At 61.4% G+C, this 23,198-nt stretch carries 22 protein-coding genes and 4 pseudogenes; 14 read left to right on the top strand and 12 right to left on the bottom strand.

The genetic code is table 11. The annotated features are described in order from the left end of the window. Positions 1 to 98 precede the first annotated feature (98 nt). Positions 99 to 1,277: a hypothetical protein gene (locus tag U6958_RS18515; RefSeq protein WP_143044697.1), complete on the top strand. Its 1,179-nt coding sequence runs from the start codon at positions 99 to 101 to the stop codon at positions 1,275 to 1,277. Beyond that, positions 1,274 to 2,110, top strand: a complete 837-nt coding sequence (locus U6958_RS18510) for a hypothetical protein (protein WP_016446893.1) — start codon at positions 1,274 to 1,276, stop codon at positions 2,108 to 2,110. Before U6958_RS18515 ends, U6958_RS18510 begins: the two co-directional genes overlap by 4 nt. A gap of 474 nt (positions 2,111 to 2,584) precedes the next feature. Here the strand turns inward: U6958_RS18510 and U6958_RS18505 are convergent, their stop codons facing one another. The 3 genes and pseudogenes from U6958_RS18505 to U6958_RS18495 all read right to left on the bottom strand — a co-directional run bounded on the left by U6958_RS18505 (position 2,585) and on the right by U6958_RS18495 (position 4,318). Then, positions 2,585 to 2,869 carry a CopK family periplasmic copper-binding protein gene (locus tag U6958_RS18505; RefSeq protein WP_016446894.1) on the bottom strand — a complete coding sequence of 95 codons (285 nt, stop codon included), beginning with the start codon at positions 2,867 to 2,869 and terminating at the stop codon, positions 2,585 to 2,587. Between the two features lie 159 nt (positions 2,870 to 3,028). Continuing rightward, a pseudogene (locus tag U6958_RS18500) lies at positions 3,029 to 3,258 on the bottom strand (DUF1153 domain-containing protein). Positions 3,259 to 3,658: 400 nt separating this feature from the next. Continuing rightward, the gene (locus U6958_RS18495; protein WP_016446895.1) at positions 3,659 to 4,318 is read right to left on the bottom strand and encodes a cytochrome c; all 660 of its coding nucleotides are present in this window, start codon (positions 4,316 to 4,318) and stop codon (positions 3,659 to 3,661) included. Positions 4,319 to 4,692: 374 nt separating this feature from the next. Here U6958_RS18495 and U6958_RS18490 point away from each other — a divergent pair. Both U6958_RS18490 and U6958_RS18485 read left to right on the top strand, forming a co-directional pair. After that, positions 4,693 to 5,157: pseudogene (locus U6958_RS18490) on the top strand (hypothetical protein); the annotation flags it as partial. 79 nt (positions 5,158 to 5,236) lie between these two features. Continuing rightward, positions 5,237 to 5,296, top strand: a pseudogene (locus U6958_RS18485) (hypothetical protein); the annotation flags it as partial. A gap of 92 nt (positions 5,297 to 5,388) precedes the next feature. Here the strand turns inward: U6958_RS18485 and U6958_RS18480 are convergent. After that, positions 5,389 to 5,520 carry a hypothetical protein gene (locus U6958_RS18480; protein WP_264567139.1) on the bottom strand — a complete coding sequence of 44 codons (132 nt, stop codon included), beginning with the start codon at positions 5,518 to 5,520 and terminating at the stop codon, positions 5,389 to 5,391. A gap of 188 nt (positions 5,521 to 5,708) precedes the next feature. On the opposite strand from U6958_RS18480, the gene U6958_RS18475 reads away from it, so the two are divergent. Genes U6958_RS18475 through U6958_RS18465 form a run of 3 tightly spaced genes read left to right on the top strand, consistent with a single transcriptional unit; the run spans position 5,709 to position 8,397 of the window. Next, complete coding sequence (locus U6958_RS18475) at positions 5,709 to 6,893, top strand: acetyl-CoA C-acetyltransferase (RefSeq protein ID WP_016446899.1); 1,185 nt, start codon at positions 5,709 to 5,711, stop codon at positions 6,891 to 6,893. Between the two features lie 43 nt (positions 6,894 to 6,936). Next, positions 6,937 to 7,689 carry an acetoacetyl-CoA reductase gene (gene phbB, locus U6958_RS18470; RefSeq protein WP_016446900.1) on the top strand — a complete coding sequence of 251 codons (753 nt, stop codon included), beginning with the start codon at positions 6,937 to 6,939 and terminating at the stop codon, positions 7,687 to 7,689. Positions 7,690 to 7,701: 12 nt separating this feature from the next. Beyond that, positions 7,702 to 8,397, top strand: coding sequence for a DUF6781 family protein (locus U6958_RS18465; protein ID WP_016446901.1), 696 nt, complete (start codon positions 7,702 to 7,704; stop codon positions 8,395 to 8,397). 733 nt (positions 8,398 to 9,130) lie between these two features. Here U6958_RS18465 and U6958_RS18460 read toward each other — a convergent pair. Together U6958_RS18460 and U6958_RS18455 are read right to left on the bottom strand one after the other, a co-directional pair. Continuing rightward, positions 9,131 to 9,415 carry a CopK family periplasmic copper-binding protein gene (locus U6958_RS18460; RefSeq protein WP_016446902.1) on the bottom strand — a complete coding sequence of 95 codons (285 nt, stop codon included), beginning with the start codon at positions 9,413 to 9,415 and terminating at the stop codon, positions 9,131 to 9,133. Positions 9,416 to 9,624: 209 nt separating this feature from the next. Continuing rightward, positions 9,625 to 9,978 carry a DUF4148 domain-containing protein gene (locus U6958_RS18455; RefSeq protein WP_016446903.1) on the bottom strand — a complete coding sequence of 118 codons (354 nt, stop codon included), beginning with the start codon at positions 9,976 to 9,978 and terminating at the stop codon, positions 9,625 to 9,627. A gap of 459 nt (positions 9,979 to 10,437) precedes the next feature. On the opposite strand from U6958_RS18455, the gene U6958_RS18450 reads away from it, so the two are divergent. Next, entirely contained in the window at positions 10,438 to 11,700 is a 1,263-nt protein-coding gene (locus tag U6958_RS18450; RefSeq protein WP_016446904.1) for a hypothetical protein, read from the top strand. 319 nt (positions 11,701 to 12,019) lie between these two features. Here the strand turns inward: U6958_RS18450 and U6958_RS18445 are convergent, their stop codons facing one another. The 3 genes from U6958_RS18445 to gcvA form a co-directional block, all read right to left on the bottom strand. Then, positions 12,020 to 12,373, bottom strand: a complete 354-nt coding sequence (locus U6958_RS18445) for a DUF4148 domain-containing protein (protein WP_016446905.1) — start codon at positions 12,371 to 12,373, stop codon at positions 12,020 to 12,022. 134 nt (positions 12,374 to 12,507) lie between these two features. After that, positions 12,508 to 12,819, bottom strand: coding sequence for an integrase core domain-containing protein (locus U6958_RS18440; protein WP_074923742.1), 312 nt, complete (start codon positions 12,817 to 12,819; stop codon positions 12,508 to 12,510). Positions 12,820 to 12,923: 104 nt separating this feature from the next. Beyond that, positions 12,924 to 13,817 carry a transcriptional regulator GcvA gene (gcvA, locus tag U6958_RS18435; protein WP_016446906.1) on the bottom strand — a complete coding sequence of 298 codons (894 nt, stop codon included), beginning with the start codon at positions 13,815 to 13,817 and terminating at the stop codon, positions 12,924 to 12,926. Between the two features lie 102 nt (positions 13,818 to 13,919). On the opposite strand from gcvA, the gene U6958_RS18430 reads away from it, so the two are divergent. The 5 genes and pseudogenes from U6958_RS18430 to U6958_RS18410 all read left to right on the top strand — a co-directional run bounded on the left by U6958_RS18430 (position 13,920) and on the right by U6958_RS18410 (position 18,856). Then, positions 13,920 to 15,134: a CaiB/BaiF CoA-transferase family protein gene (locus U6958_RS18430; RefSeq protein WP_074923741.1), complete on the top strand. Its 1,215-nt coding sequence runs from the start codon at positions 13,920 to 13,922 to the stop codon at positions 15,132 to 15,134. Further along, positions 15,131 to 16,246, top strand: a pseudogene (locus tag U6958_RS18425) (acyl-CoA dehydrogenase family protein); the annotation flags it as partial. The gene U6958_RS18430 and the pseudogene U6958_RS18425, both read left to right, overlap by 4 nt. Positions 16,247 to 16,348: 102 nt before the next feature. After that, positions 16,349 to 17,335 (top strand): MDR family oxidoreductase, encoded by a 987-nt coding sequence (locus U6958_RS18420; RefSeq protein WP_034400218.1) that lies wholly within the window; start codon positions 16,349 to 16,351, stop codon positions 17,333 to 17,335. 130 nt (positions 17,336 to 17,465) lie between these two features. After that, positions 17,466 to 18,434: a tripartite tricarboxylate transporter substrate binding protein gene (locus U6958_RS18415; protein ID WP_016446909.1), complete on the top strand. Its 969-nt coding sequence runs from the start codon at positions 17,466 to 17,468 to the stop codon at positions 18,432 to 18,434. A 44-nt stretch (positions 18,435 to 18,478) separates the two neighbouring features. Beyond that, a complete protein-coding gene (locus U6958_RS18410; protein ID WP_016446910.1) occupies positions 18,479 to 18,856 on the top strand; it encodes a tripartite tricarboxylate transporter substrate-binding protein in 378 nt (125 codons plus the stop codon). 487 nt (positions 18,857 to 19,343) lie between these two features. Here the strand turns inward: U6958_RS18410 and U6958_RS18405 are convergent, their stop codons facing one another. From U6958_RS18405 to U6958_RS18395, 3 genes are all read right to left on the bottom strand, one after another. Beyond that, positions 19,344 to 19,697 carry a DUF4148 domain-containing protein gene (locus U6958_RS18405; RefSeq protein ID WP_016446911.1) on the bottom strand — a complete coding sequence of 118 codons (354 nt, stop codon included), beginning with the start codon at positions 19,695 to 19,697 and terminating at the stop codon, positions 19,344 to 19,346. A 350-nt stretch (positions 19,698 to 20,047) separates the two neighbouring features. Then, complete coding sequence (locus U6958_RS18400; protein WP_016446912.1) at positions 20,048 to 20,503, bottom strand: DUF4148 domain-containing protein; 456 nt, start codon at positions 20,501 to 20,503, stop codon at positions 20,048 to 20,050. Between the two features lie 292 nt (positions 20,504 to 20,795). Then, positions 20,796 to 21,827: a hypothetical protein gene (locus U6958_RS18395; RefSeq protein WP_143044696.1), complete on the bottom strand. Its 1,032-nt coding sequence runs from the start codon at positions 21,825 to 21,827 to the stop codon at positions 20,796 to 20,798. 96 nt (positions 21,828 to 21,923) lie between these two features. Between U6958_RS18395 and U6958_RS18390 the strand changes: the two genes are divergently transcribed. After that, positions 21,924 to 23,107, top strand: a protein-coding gene (locus U6958_RS18390) for an IS3 family transposase (RefSeq protein ID WP_201266015.1) whose coding sequence is annotated in 2 segments (ribosomal slippage) — positions 21,924 to 22,206 and positions 22,206 to 23,107 — 1,185 coding nt in all. Because the reading frame shifts where the segments join, the coding sequence is not laid out codon by codon here. Positions 23,108 to 23,198 lie beyond the last annotated feature (91 nt).

Below are 23,198 nucleotides of genomic sequence, written 5' to 3'. Positions count from 1 at the left end.
GACCTAGTAGACCATTGTGTAGCAAGATGTGACGCCGTGGTTAAGCTTTTCGTTGTAATCGACAGGTGCTTGCGGTGTTGGCGCGGCACGCTGACATCGTGGCCGAGGCCTTCGAAGGCGCCGTTTCTGGTGGTGACCGCCAGCACCAGAAGGGGGTGGATGCGCTGTTTGAGATTGGCGCCATCAAGCCTTATGACGAGGATACCTACCGCCTGAATCCCCGCCTGCGTGAGTTCCTCTCAGATCACCTATCTAGCTACCATGCGCTCAAGGATTTGCGCAGCCTTACCGCCTCGGTGGGCCAGGCACAGTCGCTGTGGTCAGAGATGCGATTTGCAAAATCCAGGGGCAGTCTCGCCAACATGGAGCAAATTCTTTGGGCGTTGGACGAAACCACGGTGGACATCGCCTACAGCATTGAGCAGAACCTGCACATGCTGCATGTCCTCATCGGCAACAAGTACGGCAATGTTGAAGGACTGGACGCCAAGCTCAGGCAGAACCGACGATACCTGAGCCAGATTGAATCATTCCTGCGCAGCATGGATAACATCTCCCGCTTTGTTGATCAGGTGCGGGAGGGAGCCATCGCGGTAGGGCTGCCTGAGGCACATGCTTTGGTGTCCCGTCGCCTGGGAGCTCAGGTGCTCAAGTGGACGGGACTCATCAAGGACGCGCAGGCAGTGATAGCCACACGGCTGTTTGATGCACGCCTGCTGGAGACTCGATTGCGGTTGCTGTCGGGGTTTTCGCTTTGGCTGGACCGCCACAAGACGATGGGGGGATGGGACCTGCCGGTGGACAATCTGCAGCCTGCAGATGTGGTTTTGATAAGGCCAGAGCCCGTTCCCGTGCGGCTGCAACCGGACGTCGCAGACGGGGATTTGCTGATCAATGAGGATCTCCTGCGGATATTGGCGATACTGCCTCCGCCCAAGGCGGTGGCAGCGGTGCCGCTTCCAGCGGCTGCCCAGCAGCTTATTGACGATGATGATGAATGGCCGGAAGAGACATTGCCGAGCTACGTGCATGCCTTAAAGACACTTGTTGAGGAGATCGCTGTGTCTGAGAGAGAAATCTCGCTGCTAGGTTGGAAGCGCGAGCGGTCGGAACTCCAGGATTTGGACGACGGGGCATGGCTGATGTACTGCTATCCCAGGCTTCATGGGCAGGGTCTTCTGCTTGAACTGGTATCGACTACCGATGTCTCACGGTTTCAGGTAAACGAGCCGTTCGAGGATATATGCGTGCAGCGCCCGACCCAGGGGGTGGTATGACGCTCTCGTATCAGGAGCAAAAGTATCTACAGCGGCTGGTGGTCGATCGACCTTCCCGCCGAAACACTGGCGCTGTCGCCAAAGGCCTGTCGGCCAAGTATGGTTTGGGTCATCCGAGTGGGAATGTCATCTTCTACATGCCAAACCACTGGGATCAGGCCGAGCGCCTTCTGCACAGCCACGAACTGCCGGTGCAAGCGCTGGGCGCCGCAGCGACCAGGGCAGCCGCAGCCCAGTATGGCGGAATGTCTGAAAAGTCCGGCACCCGAGCGGTCCATAATGGTGAAGTGGCAATCAAGCTGCTGGGGGCGTGCACTTGGCGTGGGCAGCCCATTGTGTTGCCGCCTCAGATGTGCATTGTGGTCAAGGTACAGGAGTTGCACGCGATTGACTGCGACGTGCTGTGTCTTGTGGAGAACTGGGAGGCGTTCACTGACTTGCACCGCTATGCTTGGTTGGTTCTGGGCCAACGGAGGGTGATGGCAGTGTTTCGCGGTGATAATCTTTATTCACCGGCTCATGTCAAATCTGTTCTGGAAGCTCGGGTAGAGCCTCTTTGGGCTTTTGTGGATTTCGACCCTGCGGGGTTGGGAATCGCAGAAGGCCTTCCCGGGAGCAGGATCGAGAAGGTGGTCCTACCGCCGTGGGACTGGCTCAAGCAAGCTTCCTGCAATCCCATAGGACGAGGGCTCTATGATGCCCAGGTGGGGCAATGGAGCCGTGTGCTGGATGCTGCGGCGAGCCCTGTAGTGCGAGAGGCTTGGGGATACCTGCGGACGTGGGGCTTCGGGATGACGCAGGAGCGCATGCTCACCTATGCATCCAACCCATGATTTTGACCTGTTGCCCGTTATATTGACAATAATCCAAGCTCCTGTCTCCAAAGATAAGCGATAGGATAAGGTGGAGAATCAGGCGGGCTATCTCACGCTCGCGTCACCTGCTCTTCGGCGTTGTTATGGGCTTCGATGCGGCCATTGAGCGAATTGTGCGCCATTTTCTTAGGAGCGCCAAAGAGCATGCGCTCCGGCTACCGATGCCATAATCCGTTCCAACCGTTTTTCAACAGTTGCTAATCTGCGTGCAGTGAATCTGCTGTGCCTGCGCCAAGGTGCCACAGCCTGAGTGCCACGTACAACTCCGGGGCGCGCGTGGTTTACTCCAAACTCCCAAGCAGTTCTTCGATAGCGGTCGGGCATTGGCTGACGCTCTCCCGGAAACTGGACAGTTCCAGACTGCAGCTTGGTCGCTTCTGGCCAAGCTCTTCAGAACTGCCCGGATTCTGGGAGAGCGCCAGGCTGACCTGCTCAGTTTTGGTGGCCATATGTCAGCAGGATGTTCAGCCGCGCGACCTCGTCACCCACAGGTGTAATGTATCTCCCACCGATAGTCTGAACGACTTCGCCCTTTTTGAAACGAACGGCACGGCCGTATTTGTCTTCCTTGGCCATCAATCCGTCTTCGAAGATGTAAAGCGTTTCGCCGTTTTTCAATGCAATGACGTACATGGCCTCGGCCATGGCTGCATCCGTGGCGAATGTAGGTGTTAAGGCGGCAAGAGATAGGATGAGGACACCGAGTTTCTGATACATGGAGAACTCCTTTGAGTAGAAATTATCACGTTGGACCTCTTGGTCCATGTGGTACGGTGTACTATTCCAATCTAGTCAGGAGACCATGACTGATGGATTGCGAGTGCATTACATCGAAGTCGATGCATTTCCGAATGTGTTTCTAGCACTTGGTGAACTTCATTTTTCGTAGGCCTCCTGCAGCTCCTTCAACTGGCGCTCGTACTGCTCGCGCACGACCTGCGGGTTGGCCTTCAGGGTGTTTCTCAAGCCCTTGCGACCGTCTTCCACCTAGGCCTCAATCTCCGAGAGAGGCTGGTCGTAGGCCCTGTTGGCCTCAGCCATGTTGGTCTTACCTGGATGATCTACTGCACTTGCGCCGTCTTGCGCTCGGCTGTCCCGCGCTTGATCTTTTATTCCAGCCCCTTGCGCAGAATGCTCTGCTCTCGACAGTGACATCCGGGCGGTTTTCAGTGGATCAATATATTCATTCATTGATTGTTTCGGCGATGATGCCGAGTTTTCCGGGAACTGCGTTTGTGTGAAGATGCCCGTCGCTTGTCGCCCGTCTTGTTTCGATACTTGTAATGTTGCCAGAGCAGGAAACCGACGAAGAGGGCCACGCAGATCAGCCAAACGACTAGCATGGTGCTCACCACGTTCTGGGAAAACCAACGTCCGTTTATGTATATCGACTGACCTGAATCGGTATAAGGGGGTGCGTGAATGGCCACAAATTTTCCCGTGGATCGACCTTCCAGCAATGTGATGCAGTGATAGTTTGGCCAAGAACTGAGCATGTTCGGATACCTAGCGAAGGCCTGCAATGTAGTCAGACAGTGCCTTGATCTCGCGATCGTTCAAGCGTGCTGCCACGCCAGCCATCGGCCTGCTATTGAGACGAATGCCATCGCGAAACGCCATCAGCTGTGCCGCTATATAGTCGGCATGCTGCCCTCCAAGACGTGGGTACTGGACTGGTATTCCAGCGCCGTCGGGACTGTGACAGGCTGCGCACGCCGGGATGTTGCGGTCGGCAATGCCGCCGCGATAGATCCTTTCGCCCAGAGTCACCAGATCCTTCTCCTTCGCGAAGCCGGGCTCGATCCGCTGAGCCCCGAGAAACCAGGCGACATCGCGCATCTCCTGCTCGGAAAGCTGTGCCGCCATTCCGCTCATCACCGGGCTATTGCGCTCACCGGACTTGAACTCCTGAAGTTGCTTGAACAGGTATTCGGGATGTTGCTGAGCCAGTTTGGGATTGGTGGAAATGGATGAATTCCCGTCAGCGCCATGGCACGCGGCGCACGACTTGTCGTTGAAGATAACCTTGCCATTCACAATGTCTGCTTTGGACAGCGCAACAGGAGTGGGCTTGGTAGCGTTTGCAGACATGGGATCAGCTGCGAACGAGTGGCTGCAAGCAAGCCCGCCGAGCGCGGAAAGGAAAAAGGAAAAGAACAATGTCATTGAGTGCTCAGGCCGTGTGAGGCAACTGCAAGATGGGTGGACATCGGGCTCCTGTTCGACTGTGCAGTGGTTGTGCACGGAATCTGTCGCACTTGCTGCCTGCGCGCCTGTAATGTCGAGAAACACCGAATTCAATGCAGCCGTCTTTTTCGGTGGGGGATCGCCTTGATCGTAGGGATCCAAGATAGCGATTGGTTGACGGGGAAATTACATTTAAATCAGATTGCGCTAGGTAACGGCGTGTGATGTATTTGTCACTTTACAAAGTGCACAAATTGGCGCCTCATGGCTTTACCAAGGTAGCAATCGACACATTTGCGCGTTTCATCACCGGGCGCACCGAACCGCACGTCAAGCCTCATTGAGGGTCCCCTATGCCACAACCCCCGTCCAGACCGGAACCTGCGCAGTGGTTCGACACCTGGGCCCAGGCGCGAGCGGCCGTCTGGCCGGCCATGGCTCCATCGCTCCAGGCATGGCGGCAGGGCATCAAACAGATGGTCGACTCGTGGTCATCAAGCTTGAAGCCTGCGCAACAGGCGCCTTCAGAGCGTCGGTTCCCCGGAGAAACCTGGCAAAAAGATCTATGGATCGCCCAGCTGTCGCAAGGCTATCGGCAGTTTGCGGAGCCCATGAACCGCACCTTGGCGGCGGTGTCGCTGGATGAACACAGCAAGGCCCAGCGGGGGTTTGCACTGCGCCAGGTCATCGGCGCTACGAGCCCGGCCAATGGCCTGGCCTCCGATCCCGAAGCCATCCAGGCGGCGATCGACAGCGGCGGCGCCCTCACGGAGGACACGCGGCTCTTTCTCGACGACTTGGTCAAGGGCAGGGTGTCCATGACCTACGACCAGGTTTTCGAGGTCGGTCGTGACGTCGCCACCCAGCCCGGGCAGTTTCGTGCTCGACGGCAATCGCATGCAGCTGATCCAGTACGCCCCCACCACGGCCAAGGTGTACATGCGTCTCCTGGTGATCATTCCGCCCTGTATCAACAAGTTCTACATCCTGGATCTGCGGGCCGAGAAATCGCTGATGGCATGTGCGGTCGCTCAGGGCCATGGTTCCGGTCAGATCAATACCCTGGGCTTCTGCATAGGTGGCGCCTTGCTGGCAAGTGCCTTGGCCATTGCCGCTGCGCGCGGCGAGACGACTGCGGCGAGCGTCATCTTGCTGACTGCCATGCCGGATTTCTCGGACATGGGGGAGCTTGGCCCGAATGGAGCGAATGGCTGCGCGCGCCAGCGCCCAGGTCGCGGCACTCAAAGTGCCCGGCAATGCCGAATTTCCCGCCATCGAGCCTGCACCAGGCCGCTATGTCAAAGCCAAGGAGGCCTGAGCTGGCACCACCCCACCTTTGCATTCAACACCCACCAAAAAGGAGATTCTCATGTCCGACGATATCGTCATCGTTTCAGCCGCTCGCACCGCCGTGGGCAAGTTTGGCGGCTCGCTCGCCAAGATCTCGGCCCCCGAGCTGGGCAGCATCGCCATCCAGGCGGCACTTGCGCGCGCCAAGCTCACTGGCGACCAGGTCGGTGAAGTCATCATGGGTCAAGTTCTGGCTGCTGGTGCGGGCCAGAACCCCGCGCGCCAGGCCGTCATCAAGGCGGGCCTGCCCCAGTCCGTGCCGGGCCTGACCATCAACGCCGTGTGCGGCTCAGGCCTCAAGGCCGTGATGCTGGCTTACCAATCTGTGCTCGCAGGCGACAGCGAAATCATCGTCGCTGGCGGCCAGGAAAACATGAGCGCCAGCCCCCACGTGCTCACGGGCAGCCGCGACGGCCAGCGCATGGGTGACTGGAAGATGGTCGATACCATGATCAACGATGGCCTGTGGGACGTGTACAACAAGTACCACATGGGCATCACCGCGGAAAACGTTGCCAAGCAGGAAGGCATCACCCGCGACATGCAGGACGCCCTGGCCCTGGCCAGCCAGCAGAAGGCCGCGGCCGCGCAGGAAGCCGGCAAGTTCAAGGACGAAATCGTCCCGGTCAACATCCCACAGCGCAAGGGCGATCCTGTCGTTTTCGACGCGGACGAATTCATCAACAAGAAGACCAACGCCGAAGCCCTGGCCGGCCTCAAGCCCGCCTTCGACAAAGCAGGCAGCGTGACGGCGGGCAACGCCTCCGGCATCAACGACGGCGCCGCCGCCGTGGTCGTCATGACGGCCAGGAAGGCCGCCGCCCTGGGCCTCACGCCCCTGGCGCGCATCGCCAGCTTCGCTACCACGGGGCTCGATCCGGCCACCATGGGCCTGGGCCCCGTGACCGCGTCGCAAAAGGCGCTGGCCCGCGCGGGCTGGGGCGTTGGCGATGTCGACCTGTTCGAGCTGAACGAAGCCTTTGCCGCGCAGGCCTGCGCTGTCAACAAGCTGCTAAGTGTCGACCCGGCCAAGGTCAACGTGAACGGCGGCGCCATCGCCATCGGCCACCCCATCGGCGCCTCTGGCTGCCGCATCCTGGTCACGCTGCTGCACGAAATGCAGCGCAGGGGCGCCAAGAAGGGTCTGGCGGGCTTGTGCATCGGCGGCGGCATGGGTGTGGCCATGGCCCTCGACCGGGCCTAAGCGAACTTGAACACGATTCTTTCCAACCAATCAGGAGACACATATGAGCGACAAGAACAACCGGGTGGCGCTGGTCACCGGCGGCATGGGTGGCCTGGGCGAGACGATCTCGACCAAGATGGTCGATGCGGGCTACAGGCTGGCCGTAACGTACTCGCCGAGCAACAAGGCGCACGCCGAGTGGGTGGCTCAGATGAAGGAGCGAGGCTACGACATCCTGGCCGTGCCTTGCGACGTGGCCGACATCGACTCCTGTGCCAAGGCCGTTGCCGAAGTGCAAGCCAAGCTAGGCCCAGTGGAAGTGCTGGTGAACAACGCCGGTATCACGCGCGACATGACGTTCAAGAAGATGGACAAGGTCAACTGGGATGCCGTGATGCGCACCAACCTCGATAGCCTGTTCAACATGTCAAAACAGGTCGCCGACGGCATGGTCGAGCGCGGCTGGGGCCGGATCATCAACGTCTCGTCGGTGAACGGCTCCAAGGGCGCGTTCGGCCAGACCAACTACTCGGCCGCAAAGGCAGGCGTGCATGGCTTCACCAAGGCTTTGGCGCTCGAGGTGGCGAAGAAGAACGTGACGGTCAACACCATTTCTCCGGGCTACATCGGCACGAAGATGGTCACGGCGATCCCGAAGGAAGTGCTGGACACCAAGATCCTCCCACAGATCCCGGTGGGGCGCCTCGGCAAGCCCGAGGAAGTTGCTGGCCTGATCATCTACCTGGCCTCGGAAGAGGCGGCCTTCGTGACCGGGGCCAACATCGCCATCAACGGCGGCCAGCACATGCAATAAAAGGAGACAACCATGTTCAAGTACGGTATTGATCGGGATGCCCTGATCGGAAAGTTCAGCGAAGCCACGGCCCAACAAGGGGAGACCATTCGCAATGTGGTGCGTGACGCGACGCTGAGTGCTCTGCAAAGTCGCGAACTGACGTTGACCAACGTTCGACATGTGTTGAACACGGTTGCCAAGGCCGCATCGTTTGGCGCGGCCGACAACCCTCTGGCGCGGGTAGATGTGGAGGCCTTGCTGGGACAGGCCGTAGCGGGGATGGACAGCGCCCTGGTACAGACGGTCGAGGCCAACCGCCGCGCCTTGGGCCGGATGGTGGAGCAGGGCGCCACCCTGCGCGAGGCACAGACCAAGAAGGCGCTGGCCGACCTCGACAAGTTGGAGGGGACGTTGCTGGCGGTGGTGAAGAAACTCGCGGAACATGGCAGCGAACAGTTGCAGGCGCCATGGATGCGGGTTTTGCAAGCCGCCCAGAGTCAAGGTACCGAAACCGGGGCGCAGGCGAGTGCAGCGATTCAGCAACTGATGGACAGTGCACAGAAGAACTTGCAGAGCGTCAAAGAAGGGCAAGTCTTGGGCCTGCGCGCTTCGCAGGCCATGTTTGACAGCTATGCAACTCTGGTCAGTGGCGTTCTCATCGGCATGGCGGATGCCCTGCAGCAGACCGAGGCAAAGCCTGCCGCGGCGCGTTCGGGAAGAAAGTGAGCTAAGTCGGCATGACTACGACTCTCTCGAAAGGAAGTCGATTCGAAGCGGCTTCCTTTCGGGGCCGGCGTGATCTGCGCGCAGTGGTGCGTTCTCTGCCATCTGTGAATGGCGGGGCGCAGGTCACGTTGGCCACAGGGCAGTCCCATGAGGTGGTGAGCGTGCAAAGCCTTGGCATTACGAGCACCCGACCTGCGCTGGCGGGGCAGTACCTGCAGGGCATCGAAAAGACGGGCCAGGCAGCCCCTGATCAGCATCGTACCCGGAGCCGACAGGCGCTGAACCGCTGTGCCTCATTGCTGTCCCCGCGGGCACAGATGCATTCCCCGACAACGTGCTTAGCATCGCCTTCCTGCGGCCAGCGTGGCTTTAATGTGGCTCGATGGGAACCTCTTGGGCACCTGTTCACGCCGTTGACGGGTACGACCTACTGCAAAGGCCATATCAACGTGCCGCCCGGCGCGGGCCGGATCTGGGCGGATGCTCCCCTTTGTAGCCACGCGTGTTCGGGTTCAAGAACCTGATCAATTGCACTGCACCTGCTGATTGGGCGGGGCACGGCATGGGCCTGTGCATCGTCTTGGCAGCTCATGAGGAAACAGGGGCTGCACGCGTATTGATGGACTCGAGGCCTGGTCTGTAAATGCTAAGACCTTCTCTCCAACTGGAGAAAAGGTCTTACGAGACTACTGAATGCGAGGAAGGTTTGTCGTCCGCGCGTCGGTGGCCCGCCTCAGCCCCCGTGGCCTTGTGTCAGCAGGGAATACAAGCGAGCGATCTCGTTGCCCTTTGTGATGATGGTTTTTCCATCAGGGGTCTGGACGGTTTCGCCTTTTTTGAGATGAACCGCGCGTCCATATTTGTCTTCCTTCGCCATCAAGCCGTCTTTGAAGACGTAGAGCGTTTCTCCATTTTTCAGTGCGATGACGACTTGCGCCTCAGACTGTGCGGCATCCATGGCGAACGCGGGCGCCAGGGCAGCAAGGGAGAGGATGAGGATAGTGAGTTTCCGATGCATGGAGGTCTCCTTTGAGGGCAGGCAATGATGTCGTACCTCTTAGTGCACGTGGTACGGCGTACGATTTCAATGTAGTCAGGAGACCATGACCGATAGATTGCGAGCGCATTACATCGAAGTCAACGTACCGGAAGGGGCGTTGCTTCAACCTGACAGCTCTCGGCTTGAAATGAATGGGCATGTTCAACTGGCCTCCTTTTTATGGGCCATTAGGCCCCGGTTTCGCCGTAGAGGCGCAGACGTGCGTCGCGCTCGGCGGGCGACTCGTTCACCAGCTCCATGACCACTTGCTCCCGCGTCTTGCCCGGCCCGACATTGGGCTGCGAGGGGAAGGCATTGGCTTCACCATAGGAGAGCAGCCCTTGCTGCGCGGCGGCCTGGACCTCTGCCTTGACCTGGGCACGGGTCTTCTCGCTCTGGAAGTGTTCCGGGTGGACGATCACGCCGGCTTCGTTGTTGGCGGGATGCCAGTAGGCGGCCGAGGCCATGCCCGGCAGGGCCAGGGCGGCCACAGTGGCCAGGGCTGCAATCAGGGAAGAAGGGGAGAGGCGGTTTTGGGCCATGATGAGGTTCCTTGTAAGAGTGGATGAACGGGATCTCCAAGCCTTGGTGGGGTGTTGAGGAGATGTGTTGATGGTAGAAACCCGGGCCCCACACGATCATGAGCGCACGGTGAGATTTTTGTCAGCTTCTCTTGCACCGCCGTGATACCACTACAAGTTCCCAGGCACCGGGCTACCCAGCGCATGGCGGGGCGTTTGGCGATGATTCGGCAAACATGCAGCCGTCCACGAAATGGTCACCGTGAAAGGTCCAGGTGCGCAGCGCATGGTGATCGCGTAGGTATGACCTTTTTCGTCGTTCATGACCAAGATCGGATTGACCTTTGGATGAACATCAGCAAGTCGCCCCCTGCGAAGGGCTGCGGTCACCGAGGCAAGGTTCCACACTGGCGATTTCGGCGTGGGCTGGGTGGTGCCGTGGTTCAATGGGTATCTTGCGTCCGCTGAACTATCGACACCATGTCCCAAGCGCTTGAAACCCTCATCGGTCACTGGAAGGCCGATCCGCTAAGCACCTACAACACCTGGTTTCTCTGGGAAGAGCGACTCAAGAACTTCCGTTCGATTCGCCGCGGTCTGGCTCAGGTGGTCAAGGACATCGATGCGGGCACCTTCGGCAATGCATTTCGTGGTTCCTCGCTAGAAACGGTGGTCGGCTCCGTGGCCGAGCAGCGCCAGATCTTCAAAGGTGCGGACCACGCGTTCCTGTGGAAGCCCAAGCTGCGTATCCCCGACATCTACGAGAATGCAACCAACCAGCAGGCGTTTGCCCGATTGCTTCATACCTGCGATTGCTGCAACAGCGCCGAGGAAGTGATCGAAGCCATACGGCGGATCGATGCCCGTCAGATCAAGGGCCTGGGCCCCGCGGTGGCGAATCTCCTGTACTTCGTCCATCCCACGATCGTCATGCCGTTCAACACCGCGATCGTGAGGGGCTATAACGCGCTCACGGGCAGCAGTGTCAAGCTTGGCAAGTGGGAGCATTACCTCTCAATGCGCGAAGGAGGCCTTCGTCTCAATGCCCAGCATCGCAACATATTGTCAAACGACTTGGGGGCGCTGGCCGGTCTGCTGTTCGACATCGGCGCGGGCCGGTATGCGGCGCCACCGGGCGATGACGATGCGTCCGCTGTCCGTGGCTGGGAGGCCGATCTCGAAAAGGTGCGCGAGGAGTCGGCCGCCGCCCACAAACGCTGGGCTGCGGAACGCGAGAGCGATGCGACGCACACGGAAATCCAGGGATGGTTGCGTGATCTGGGGAAATCGCTTGGCTACGGTGTCTGGATTGCATCCAATGATCAGGGGCGCAGCTATCGAGGAGGGCGCCTCGGAGATGGCTGCCTGGCGCAGCTTCCCGCACAGGTGCGGGCCGGCCTGGATTCTGTTCGCCTGATCGATGTCATATGGGTGGAGGCCGAAGGCTCGAAGATTGCCGCTGCCTTCGAAGTGGAGCACTCGACCTCAATCTATTCAGGTATTGTGCGCATGCTCGATCTGGCCTTGGGCACGGAATTGGGAACGGGTGTATCGATGTTTCTGGTGGCGCCGGATGCTCGCCGCGAGGATGTCCGCAGCCAGTTGCGTCGGCCGGCATTTACTCGGGTGGCGGAGCTGGGAATCCGCTATCTTCCCTACAGTGAGCTTGGCGCGCACCGTGAGGCGATCAGCAGGTTTGGCTCGGGCCTGAAGCCACTGAGCGAGATCTCGCATCTGCTGTGATAAACGCTTATGTGCACCTTGCATTCTTCGAGTTCCCTCGCTCGCTGCCACCACGATTTCGTGCGTTACCTCCATCGACTTCATTGGAGCACTCATGTACCCAGTGTTCGGCGCCAATATTGATACGGTCACGAACTCGCTTGAACAGGCTCGATAAGCAGGGCGGTTGATGAGCGCGAATGGCCCTGATGCGCACCAGTTGTACGATGAGAGAACCATTGACCGAGACACATGGCAACTGCCCTTACGCGCTGGGGCGGCCAGATGGCCTTCAGCCCCGGCGCTGGTCACTCGCTGGGGCTTGCCCCTGCACAGCCTGTCAAGCTCCGCTTTCGCTGAAGAGGCGCATGCGGGCGTCGCGCTCGGCGGGTGACTCGTTCACCAGCTCCATGACCACTTGCTCCCGCGTCTTGCCCGGCCCGGCGTTGGGCTGCGAGGGGAAGGCGTTGGCTTCACCATAGGAGAGCAGCCCTTGCTGCGCGGCGGCCTGGACTTCCGCCTTGACCTGGGCACGGGTCTTCTCGCTCTGGAAGTGTTCCGGGTGGACGATCACGCCGGCTTCGTTGTTGGCGGGATGCCAGTAGGCGGCCGAGGCCATGCCCGGCAGGGCCAGGGCAGCCACAGTGGCCAGGGCTGCAATCAGGGAAGAAGGGGAGAGGCGGTTTTGGGCCATGATGAGGTTCCTTGTAAGAGTGGATGAACGGGATCTCCAAGCCTTGGTGGGGTGTTGAGGAGATGTGTTGATGGTAGAAACCCGGGCCCCACAGGACCATGAGCGCACGGTGAGATTTTTGTCAGTTACGCGGGCTAGCACGCCTTCCGGCGTGCCGATATTGAGCTGGCGAGCCCAAGGGTTTTGCGATTGCGAGTTCTCCAGCGATGCCCGGAGGCGAATCTGGCCGGAGGAGTCGGGTGGCAAGTCAGCGCGTTGTAGTTGCGCCGCCAGTGAGTGATCACCTGGTCAGCCTGCGTGAGTGTCTGAAACCGGTGCTCGTTCAAGCGCTGGTCGTGGAACCCGCAATTGAATCTCTCTAAGGAGGGGCTGGATAGGGTTCCTGCATTGATCAGCAGATGCCTGACCCCGCGTGCTACGGTCCGGGCGATGAACTCTGCCGCCATGGTTAGGGTATGGCGGCCGCTGTCGGGCTGCGTGTTCGCGATGCGTGCCAGCGTGGCGGGGCTGCCGGTGCAACCGTGGCGGGAGGCCTGAGCGGGCGTGCCGGTCAGCGGCCTGCGTCGAAGCGTGCGCCCTGTTCCAGCAGCCAGTCGCAGAAGGTCTTGACCACCGGATCGTGCTGGCGCTCCGCGCGCGTGATGACGAAATAGCCGGGCGTGGCGAGCACCATGTCGCCGAACGGCGCCACGAGCTGGCCGGAGGCCAGGTCGGGCGCGACCAGCGGCGAATAGCCCATGGCCACGCCGATGCCGTCGATGGCCGCCTGCAGGCAGAAGTACAGATGCTCCAGCTCCAGCGACTGCGCGGGCACCACGCGGCTGTGGTGGGCGATGGCGAGCCAGTCCTCCCAGGCCGTGCGCCGTGCGGGGCAGTGCAGGATGGTGTGCTGCGCCAGATCGGCGATGCGCGCCAGCGGCACGCGTTCGAGTAGCGCCGGCGCGCACACCGGAAACGCCGTCTCCGACAGCACGCGCACCTTGTGCAGGCCCGTGACCTCGTGCGGCTCGCGGCGGATCACCACGTCGATGTTGGCGGGCAGCCGGCTCATGGGCTCCAGGCCGGTGGATATCTGCACCTCGATGTGCGGATGCTGCGCCCGGAACTGCGCCAGCCGCGGAAACAGCCAGCGCATGGTGAAGGTGGGCAGGGCGTTCACGCGCAGCACCTCGTGCGCGCTGATGCGGCGCGATGCGGCCGCGATGGCCCCCAGCGCTGGGCTGATCGAGTCGAGGTACAGCCGGCCCTGGTCGGTCAGCGCCACCGACTTGCCCCGGCGCAGGAACAGCGGTACGCCCAGCCAGCCTTCGAGCGCCTTGATCTGGTGGCTCACCGCGCCGTGGGTCACTGACAGCTCGTCTGCCGCCTTCGAGAAGCTGAGCAGCCGGCCCGCCGCCTCGAAGGCGCGTATCGATCCCAGCGGGGGCAGGCGGTGCAAGGCCATGATGTGAATTTTATTGACAAGAAAGGGCAGTTTATATCGTTTGATGCCTGGTGCCTCCAGTGATGGAATGTGAGCGTTACTCAATCCTGGAGACCCCAACGCATGCTTTCTGGAAAACGCGTCCTCGACCTGAGCTGGGTGCTCGGCGGCCCCTTTGCGGGCCAGCTGCTGGCGCAGCTCGGCGCCGAGGTGATCAAGGTGGAAGCGCTGGACGGCGACCTGGCGCGCCGGGTGCCACCGGCGTCCGACACGCAGGATTCGCCCTTTTTCCTGTCGGTCAACCGGGGCAAGCGCAGCATTGCGCTGGACCTGAAATCACCCGGCGGCAGGCAGGCGCTGCACGATCTGGTGCGCGAGGCCGACGCGGTGATCTACGGCTTTGCACCCGCCGTGCCCGCGCGGCTGGGGCTGGATTTCGCGAGCCTCAGCGCCATCAACCCGCGCATCGTGGTCGCGCAGATCATCGGCTTGCATGACGAGGGCGAGTGGGCCAATGCGCCCGCGTTCGACCTGATGCTGCAGGCCCTGTCCGGCGTGATGAGCATCACCGGCGAAGAGGGCGGCAAACCCGTGCGCGTGGGCTACCAGGTGGCCGACCTCGCGGGCGGGCTGTACCTGGCGCTGGCCATGGTGGCGGCGCTGGTCAAGGCCATGGGCACCGGGTGCGGCGAGCATGTGCAGGTCTCGCTCTACGACGCGCAGATCGCCATGCTCACCTGGCAGGCCCAGGGCTGGCTCTGCGGTGGCCCGGTGCCGCGTGCCACCGGGGCGCGGCACGGGATGATCGCGCCCAGCGATACCTACCGCGCGGCCGATGGCCAGTGGATCGCGCTGGCGCCCACCGGCGAGGTGTTCTGGCGCAAGCTGTGCGAGACGCTGGGCCGCCCCGCGCTGGCCGACGACCCGCGTTTTCATGACGCCGCCGCGCGCATCGCCAACATCCAGGCGCTGACGGCCGAGCTGGGCGCGTTGGTTGCCACGCGGCCGGCCGCCGAATGGCTGGCGCTGTTTGCCGAGGCGCGCGTGCCGGCCTCGCCGGTGCTGGGCGTTCATGAAGCGCTGCGCCACCCGCTGACCCGGGCGCGCCGCATGGTCGAAGACGTGCCCCGCCCCGGCACGGATACGGGTGTGGAGATGCTCGGCAACCCCTTCAAGTACGGCGGCACGCCGGTGCTCGACTACCCGCCCGCGCTGGCTGCCGACACCGCCGAGGTGCTGCAGCGGGTGGCCGGCTACACGCCCGCGCGCATCGCCGAGCTTGCCGAGGCCGGCGCCATCGGCCTGGCTGGGCAAGCTGACGGGGAGGTTCGCGCATGAACTCCCTCATCGAACACCTGCCAGCCGACGCAGAGCCGCTGCTGGCCGCGCTGTGCCGCTTTGCCCAGGCCGAGGTTGCGCCGCTGGCCGGCACGGATCAGTGGGCGGGCCCCGCCATCCGCGCCGCCTGCGCGCAGGGGCTGGCGGGCATGGAGGTACCGAAGGCCCTGGGCGGCCTGGGCCTGCCCTACACCGTACGGGCCGCGGCGGCCGAGGCGCTGGCGCGGGTGGACTTTGCCTTTGCCTTCGCCTTCATCAACCACCACAACGCCATCCTGCGCATTGCCGAGAGCGCCGGCGCGGAGGCCCGGGCGCGCTACATACCCGCCATGCTGCGCGGTGAGCTGATCGGCTGCACCGCCATGTCGGAGGCGGGGGCGGGCAGCGACTTCACGGCCATTGGCATGGTAGCGCGCAAGGTCGATGGCGGCTGGCGGCTCACGGGCGGCAAGCAGTGGATCGCCAATGCCGTGGGTGCCGAGGTGGCGCTGGTGTTTGCACAGACCGATGCGCAGCTCGGACCCGCGGGCATCGCCTGCTTCATCGTGCGGCTCGATGCACCCGGCTGCCGGCGTGTGGTCGATCGGCCCTTGGATGGCCTTGCGCTGGCGGGCATCGCCGGCTTCGAGCTCGATGGCAGCTTCGTGCCCGACAGCGACGTGCTCTACCCGCCCGGCCAGGGCTTCAAGCAGGCCATGGCGGGCGTGAACAAGGCGCGCGTGCACATCGCCGCCATGGCCTGCGGCCTGCTGCACAGCGCACTGCAACAGGCCACGGCCTACTGCAGTGCACGCATGGTGGCGGGCCAGCCGGTGTTGAACCAGCAGGGCCTGCGCTGGTCGCTGGTCGATGTTTCACTGGTGCACGACGTGCTGCGCCTGCTGACCCAGCGCGCGGCGGCGCTGATCGAGGCGCGCGCCGACGAGGCCGTCGAGGCCGCGGCCGCCGCCAAGCTCCATGCCGGCAACGAGAGCCTGGCCGCCGTGGCGCAGTGCGTGCAGGCCCTGGGCGCGCGTGGCATGGCCGAGGGCCAGGGCCTCACGCGCAGCCTGCTCGCGGCCAAGGCGCTGTGCCTGGCCGATGGCTCGAACGAAGTCATGCGCGAGCGCCTGGGCGCCTCGCTGGTGCAGCGCTATGCGCGTGACTGGCGTGACGACGTTCGTGCCTCTTCATCCTCACCTTCCTCTCCACCTTCCAACCCCATTGCCACCACCATGTTCCCAGCCCTGTATCTGACCCGCGCCGATGGCGGCGCCACCCAGGCTGAGCTGCGCACGCTCGCCATCGGCGACCTGCCCGAAGGTGAGGTGCTGGTGCGCGTGAGCCACTCCACGCTGAACTACAAGGACGCGCTGGCCATCACTGGCAAGTCGCCCGTGGTGCGCAGCTTTCCCATGGTGCCCGGCATCGATTTCGCGGGCATTGTGGAGCGCAGCGGCGATCCGCGCTTTGCGCCCGGCGATGCCGTGGTGCTCAACGGCTGGGGCACGGGCGAAACGCGCTGGGGGGGGCTGGCCGGTTATGCCACCACCCGCGCCGACTGGCTGGTGCCGCTGCCCGCGGGCATGGCGGCGCAGCAGGCCATGTCGATCGGCACGGCCGGCTACACCGCCATGCTGTGCGTGATGGCGCTCGAAGCCCACGGCGTGCAGCCCGATGCGGGGCCGGTGCTGGTGACCGGCGCCAATGGCGGCGTGGGCAGCATCGCCATTGCGCTGCTGTCGCGGCTGGGCTACACGGTGACGGCCTCCACCGGCCGGCCCGAGGAGGCCGCGCACCTGCAGGCATTGGGCGCCAGCGGCATCATCGACCGCGCCACGCTGTCCGGTCCCGGCAAGCCGCTGCAGAAGGAGAACTGGGCCGCCGCCATCGACGCCGTGGGCAGCCACACCCTGGCCAACGTACTGGCCAGCACGCGCTATGGCGGCGTGGTGGCCGCCTGCGGGCTGGCGCAGGGCATGGACCTGCCCGCGAGCGTGGCGCCCTTCATCCTGCGCGGTGTCACGCTCGCGGGGGTGGACAGCGTGTATGCGCCGCAGGCGCGCCGCCGCGTGGCCTGGCAGCGCCTAGCCGCCGAACTGCCTGCCGAGGTCATAGCGCGCAACACCCGTGTGGTCGGCCTGGCCGATGCGCTGGCCCTGGCACCCGAGCTGCTCGCGGGCCGGGTGCGTGGGCGCGTGGTTGTCGATGTGAACCGTTGATGAGTGCTGCAATAAGCATAGCTTCTGGCGCTCGTCAGTATTGATTTGTGGATTGAAAATCATCCACAACCTTTTGATGGCGGATGCAAGTAGCTCACTTTTTTGTAAAAACCACCAGGAGACAATCACCATGCAACGAAAGACCTTCGTGCGCAGCCTGCTGGGCTGCGCCATCGCGACCCTCGCGCTCGGCGCCCAGGCGCAGGGCGGCTACCCCAGCAAGCCCGTGCGGCTCATCGTTCCCTTTCCGCCCGGCGGCTCGGTGGACTACGTGGCGCGCACCATCTCGCAGAAATTCGCCGAGCACCTGGGCCAGAGCGTGGTGGTGGACAACCGCGGCGGCGCCTCCGGCACCATAGGCACCTACGAGGCGGCGCGCGCCGCACCCGATGGCTACACGCTGCTGCTGGTGTTCGACTCGCATGCCGTCAACGCCAGCCTGTACGACGTGAAGTACGACACCTTCCAGTCCTTCGACTACGTGAGCTTGATCGGCACCATGCCCATGGCGCTGGTCACGTCGAAGAAATCGGGCCTCACCTCGCTGAAGGCCGTGATCGACACCGCCAGGGCGCAGCCGGGCAAGCTCAACTACGGCTCGTCGGGCGTGGGCGGCTCCAACCACCTCAATCCCGTGGCCTTCGCGCGCCAGGCCGGCGTACAGCTCACCCATGTGCCTTACAAGGGCGGCGGCCCCATGCTCACTGCGCTGCTTGGCGGCGAGGTGGACATGGTCATCGGCAGCCTGCCCACCGTCGTCAACTACATCAAGGCCGGCCAGGTCAACGCGGTCGCCATCGGCAGCCCCGAGCCCGTGGCCCAGCTGCCGGGCGTACCCACCATCGCCTCCGCGGTGCCCGGCTACACGGCACAGTCGTGGATCGGCATGGTAGTGCCCAGGGGCGTGCCCCGGCCGGTGTTCGAGCACATCCAGGCCGCGCTGCGCAAGGCCCTGGCCGAGCCGGCCGTCAAGGGCAAGATGGAGGCCGACGGCTTCCAGATCGTGAACAGCAGCCCGGCCGGGTTCGAGGAGCAGGTGCGGCGCGAGTCGAAGCGCTGGGCCGAGATCATCCAGGCCGAGCACATCAAGGTGGAGTGATCGCTTCAGAGCCTGCAGGTTTGAACTGTCCAGTTTTCGGGAGAATGTCAGTGTCTGGACTGCCTGCATTGCTCGAGCCCATCAAATCGGGCAAGGTGTTGGCAGCCGGCGTGAGGAGCAAGGAGCGCGATGTTGGCGCGCCCGACGTCGTATCGGCGGCGGAAACGCCCGAACTCGAGAGCCTTGATTTTTATTTCTGGACCGGTTTGCTTGCACCCAAAGGTATGCTGCAGGACGCCCTGGAAAAGGTGAATGCGGCTTTTGCCGGGATGCTTCGCGAGGAACAAGTCTGCAGCCATTTCAAAGACTACGGCGTCATGTTCAGCGAGTCGCAGACGCTTGCGCAGTCTGGCCAGTTCGTGACCAAGCGCCGCGCCGATTGGGCGACAGTCATCAAGCAGAGCGGCTTCAAGAAGAACTAAATAATCTGACTGCTCCCGATCGACTGTGGCATGCGCTCAGACGCTTCGGTGAAGGGGCTTTCCGCAGTCTTCCAGGATATACAGACTCCGATTCCACCGAGCAGGTTACGGCGGCGGCTGGGGCAGGATGACACACGGGCTCAAGTCCGACATCACGCACTGCAGTCGCAACTAGTGCGCAAGGATGAGCAGTGCCGTGGCAACCTGACATGACTGTGGAGTGAAGACAGTGAGTCCGCTGTATGGATGCGGGAGTTACCCTGATGCTCCGTCATGATGAATCGGGCTATGTCACGCATCGGTCTCACAGAGTTCGGGACAAGGAAATCGTTAAGAGTTCCCTGTGCACCTGATGTCGTCATATGGGGTGGCGACACAGGTGCATGGTGTAGGCTCCAGATTCTTGCGTCAATGCAGAGGCTGTGCCATTGTGAAATTTCGGTCGGATGCATTTTGATAACCGCACCGCGTGTTGACCGAGAAGCAGTTAGCCTCCGCCTTCGCTATAGAGGCGCATGCGCGCTGCCCGTTCCTCCGGAGGTTCGTTGATCAGTTCGTTGATCACTTCTTGGCGCGTCTTGCCTGGCCCCTTACTGACGATCGGAGGGGGATAACTGTTCTCCCCATACCTGAGGGTTCCTGCCCGTATAGCATCCCTGACTTCTGCTCTGACTTGGGCGCGGGTTTTCGTGCTCTTAAAGTGCTGCGGATGAACGATCACACCGGCTTCATTGTAGGCAGGGTGCCAGTATTCCGCTGATGCCATTCCTGGCAGACCCAGCGCAGTAACAATGATGGAGGTGGATAGTATCGATGAAAGGGAAGGTCGACGGTGAGTCATGATGATACTCCTTACAAAAATTGATGAACCTTGGATCTCTCCTGTCTTGCAAAAGCGGTGAGGAGAGGTATTCATCGTAGAAACCAAAGCTCAACAGCAAGAGGGCAGGGCGATTAGATTCTTGACAGCGTTCCTATGAAATTGCGGGGGCGCGTGATGTCACGCATTGGTCTATCAAATTTCAGGGTAATGAAATCATTGCTGGCGTCACATGCACCTTGTATCGTCCTATGCGGTGGAAATGCCGGTGCATGTAGGTTCCAGGCTTGTCGCCGGTAGAAAATGGTGCCAATATGAAAAATCAGTCTGGATCATTTGGGTATTCGTGCTGCCGGTTGGCTGATCAGCAGCTAGCCTCCTCCATAGAGACGCAGGCGGGCTTCTCGCTCTTCGGGCGGCTCGTTGATTAGTTCATTGATCACTTCTTGGCGCGTCTTGCCCGGTCCTGTATTGACGATTGGAGGGGGGTAATTGCTCTCGCCATACGAGAGGCGCCCTTCGCGCATGGCCGCCTCGACTTCTGCTCTGACCTCGGCGCGAGTTTTACCTGGCCCTGTAAAGACGATAGGAGGAGGGTAGTTGCCCTCGCCGAATGAGAGACGGCCTTCGCGCATGGCAGCTTCGACTTCTGCTCGGACTTGGGCACGGGTTTTGGTGCTTTTGAAGTGGTACGGATGAACGATCACGCCAGCTTCATTATTAGCTGGGTGCCAGTACTCAGCCGAGGCTAGTCCGGGTAAGCCCAGCGTGATAACTGCAGCAAAGATGGCCAGCATCGAAGAAAGGGATATTCGACGGTGAGTCATGATGGTGCTCCTTGAAAAGTTGATGAACCTTGTATCTCTCATCTCTTGCCTAAGCGATGAGAAGATGGGTCCATCATAGAAATTACGACCCAACAGCATGGGGACAGAAGAATGAGATTTCTGTCAGTCTGTCCATGGGAGCTGGGGGGCGTTACCACGTGTTGGCCGAGAAAAGGCTCAACGTGTGCAAATCGCTGCATGACTCATGCATGACGTATCACCTATGTGGCGGTGATTGGGGTACGGAGTCCTAGCAAGAGACTCTTGCTTTGAAGCAAAAGCAGTGCTTACGTTAAATCTCGGACAGCGCCATTTGAAGCAGTGGCCGCGCATGGAATGCCCACTTTGGTCCCTGTCGCAGCGCGCAGAGTACCGTGGAGCGGGCTTCTGCGAAAAACAAGGACTCTTCAATGCCAGCGTGCTGCAGGCAATAGCGAAGCTTGCGAGAACGCCTGCGACGGTCACTTTCGGTTGGCCCACCATCTCGTCTGGACTGCTCAAAAAATGCGACGGTGCGTCGCAAGTTTTCAAGGACCAGTGGGGTCAGCGCAGGAACAGCCCGAGGCTCCGCGAGCTTTGCCTGGGCGATGGAGGGGTTGTGTCCAACCACAAGGCCCCAGGGCCTTTGCCCTGTGACGATGTCGATGTTCAAGGCTTCGAGCTTGGTCAGACCGAAGTCACGAGCTGTTCTCAGTCGGCATGCCAGCCAGGGATCCACAGAACAGACTGCATCAATCGCCGATGTGGCTTGAGTCTCGATGCCTGCGACAGGGAGTACCAGTGAACTGAGTAGCTGTGCGGCATGTTGATCATTGCGCTGCGCAGCCTGGTGCAGCCAGTGGATGCCCTGTTCAGATTCGTGAAGGCGGGTTGCGGAGCGCAGGATCAGCGCACCCAGCATCCGCTGTGCACACGCATCACCTGCTGCGGCCGCTTTTTCCAAGAAGAAGCGTGCCATCTGAGGATTTGACACCGACGCGCGACTGTCTGCGTGAATACGGTACAGGTGCGCCCATGCTTCATGGATTCCCGAATCTGCCGCGCGAAGTAGTAACGCGGCGCCCCGACGCATGTTATGGCCGGTAGCCAGTTGAGACGCACGAATGGTGGAGGATTCGATGCCGCTCAGTACGCGACCGAGTAGCAATGCTGCCTTTGCGTTGCCTCTGCGAATGCAGTCTTCGAGGCACATCTCTACTTTCTCAGTGTCAAGTGAGGGTGGCGGCCATTCGTCATGCTGGAGCTTCCATAGGGCAGCACATACAGCATCGGCTAAATCAGGCGAGCGTTCCATTGAAGGGCCAATCAACGCGCATTCAAGCATGTGAGCGACATGCTCGGAATCCGTTGTTCCCAAGGAAATGTGTCATGGTCCAATGAAATAGGACACCTCGATAGGGGCCCATAGACCCCAGAGGAAATGACGAACATGAAAGACAAAAGAGCGCGCAGGGCGTTTGACGCAGCCTTCAAGCTACAAGTGGTCAAGATGGTCCGAGAACAGAATCTGAGCGTGGCTCAGGTCAGCAAGGATCTGGATCTGGTTGACAGCGCGGTGCGCCGCTGGCTGGCGCAGTACGACGAAGAGGCGGCCGGACGTCCGGGTATTGGCAAGCCGTTGACGGCCGAGCAGCAACGCATTCGGCAATTGGAGTCGCAGGTCAGGCAACTGCAATCGGACAATGAACTCCTAAAAAAAGCGTCGGCCTTCTTCGCCCGGGAAATGAAATGATTCAGGACCTGATGAGTGCGCAAGCACAGGCGCAGAAGGCCCCAGTAAGCCAGTGGTGCAGGGTGTTGGGCATGAGCCGCTCGGGCTGGTACGCGGCGCGCAAGCGCGCCACCACAAAGGCTGCAGTGAGCCCACTGAGCCTTCAGGCCAAAGCAGTCTTCCATGCCAGTGGGAGCAGCTACGGCAGTCGCCGCCTGAGTGCACAGCTGAAATTGCAAGGCTGGGCTGTTGGGCGCTACAAAGCACGCACTTTGATGGCCGCGCACGGACTGCGAGCACGCTGGCGGCGCAAGTTCACGCACACCACCGACAGCCGCCATGGCTTGCCTGTTGCAGACAATGTGCTGCAGCGCCAGTTCAAACCTGAAAAGCCCAACCAGACATGGGCCAGCGACATCACCTACGTTCGCACACGCAGTGGCTGGCTCTATCTGGCGGTGGTGCTGGACCTGTTCTCCAGAAAAGTAGTGGGCTGGGCCATGGCCCCGAGCATGCCAGCACAGCTGGTGTGCGAGGCGCTGCGCATGGCCATCACAAGCCGCCGCCCCAAGCCAGGATTGCTGGTTCATTCGGACCGAGGCAGTCAGTACGCCAGCGAACTGCACATGGGGTTGCTGGAGAGCCATGGCCTGGTGTGCAGCATGAGTCGCAAGGGCAACTGCTGGGACAACGCAGTGATGGAGAGATTCTTCCTGAACTTGAAGATGGAGCGTGTCTGGCAGCGCGACTATGCAAACCATGCTGAGGCCCAGGCGGACATCGCGGACTACATCGTGGGCTTCTACAACCCTATCAGGTTGCACTCCACGCTGGGATACCAGTCACCCAATGACTACGAGATGCAGCAGGCGTTGGCAGCTCACTCAGCTTGAACGAACATCCCCTATCGGAATGTCCGAAAAGACTTGACCACGACAAACCTCTAGCTTGGCAGCAAAGTGATGGCAAAAGAGAGCAACTGGC

It is taken from the genome of Delftia lacustris, assembly GCF_040267515.1.
GTDB lineage: Bacteria > Pseudomonadota > Gammaproteobacteria > Burkholderiales > Burkholderiaceae_C > Comamonas > Comamonas tsuruhatensis.
The sequence above is the reverse complement of the archived record's forward strand: the minus strand, read 5'-3'. Positions and strand labels throughout refer to the sequence as shown.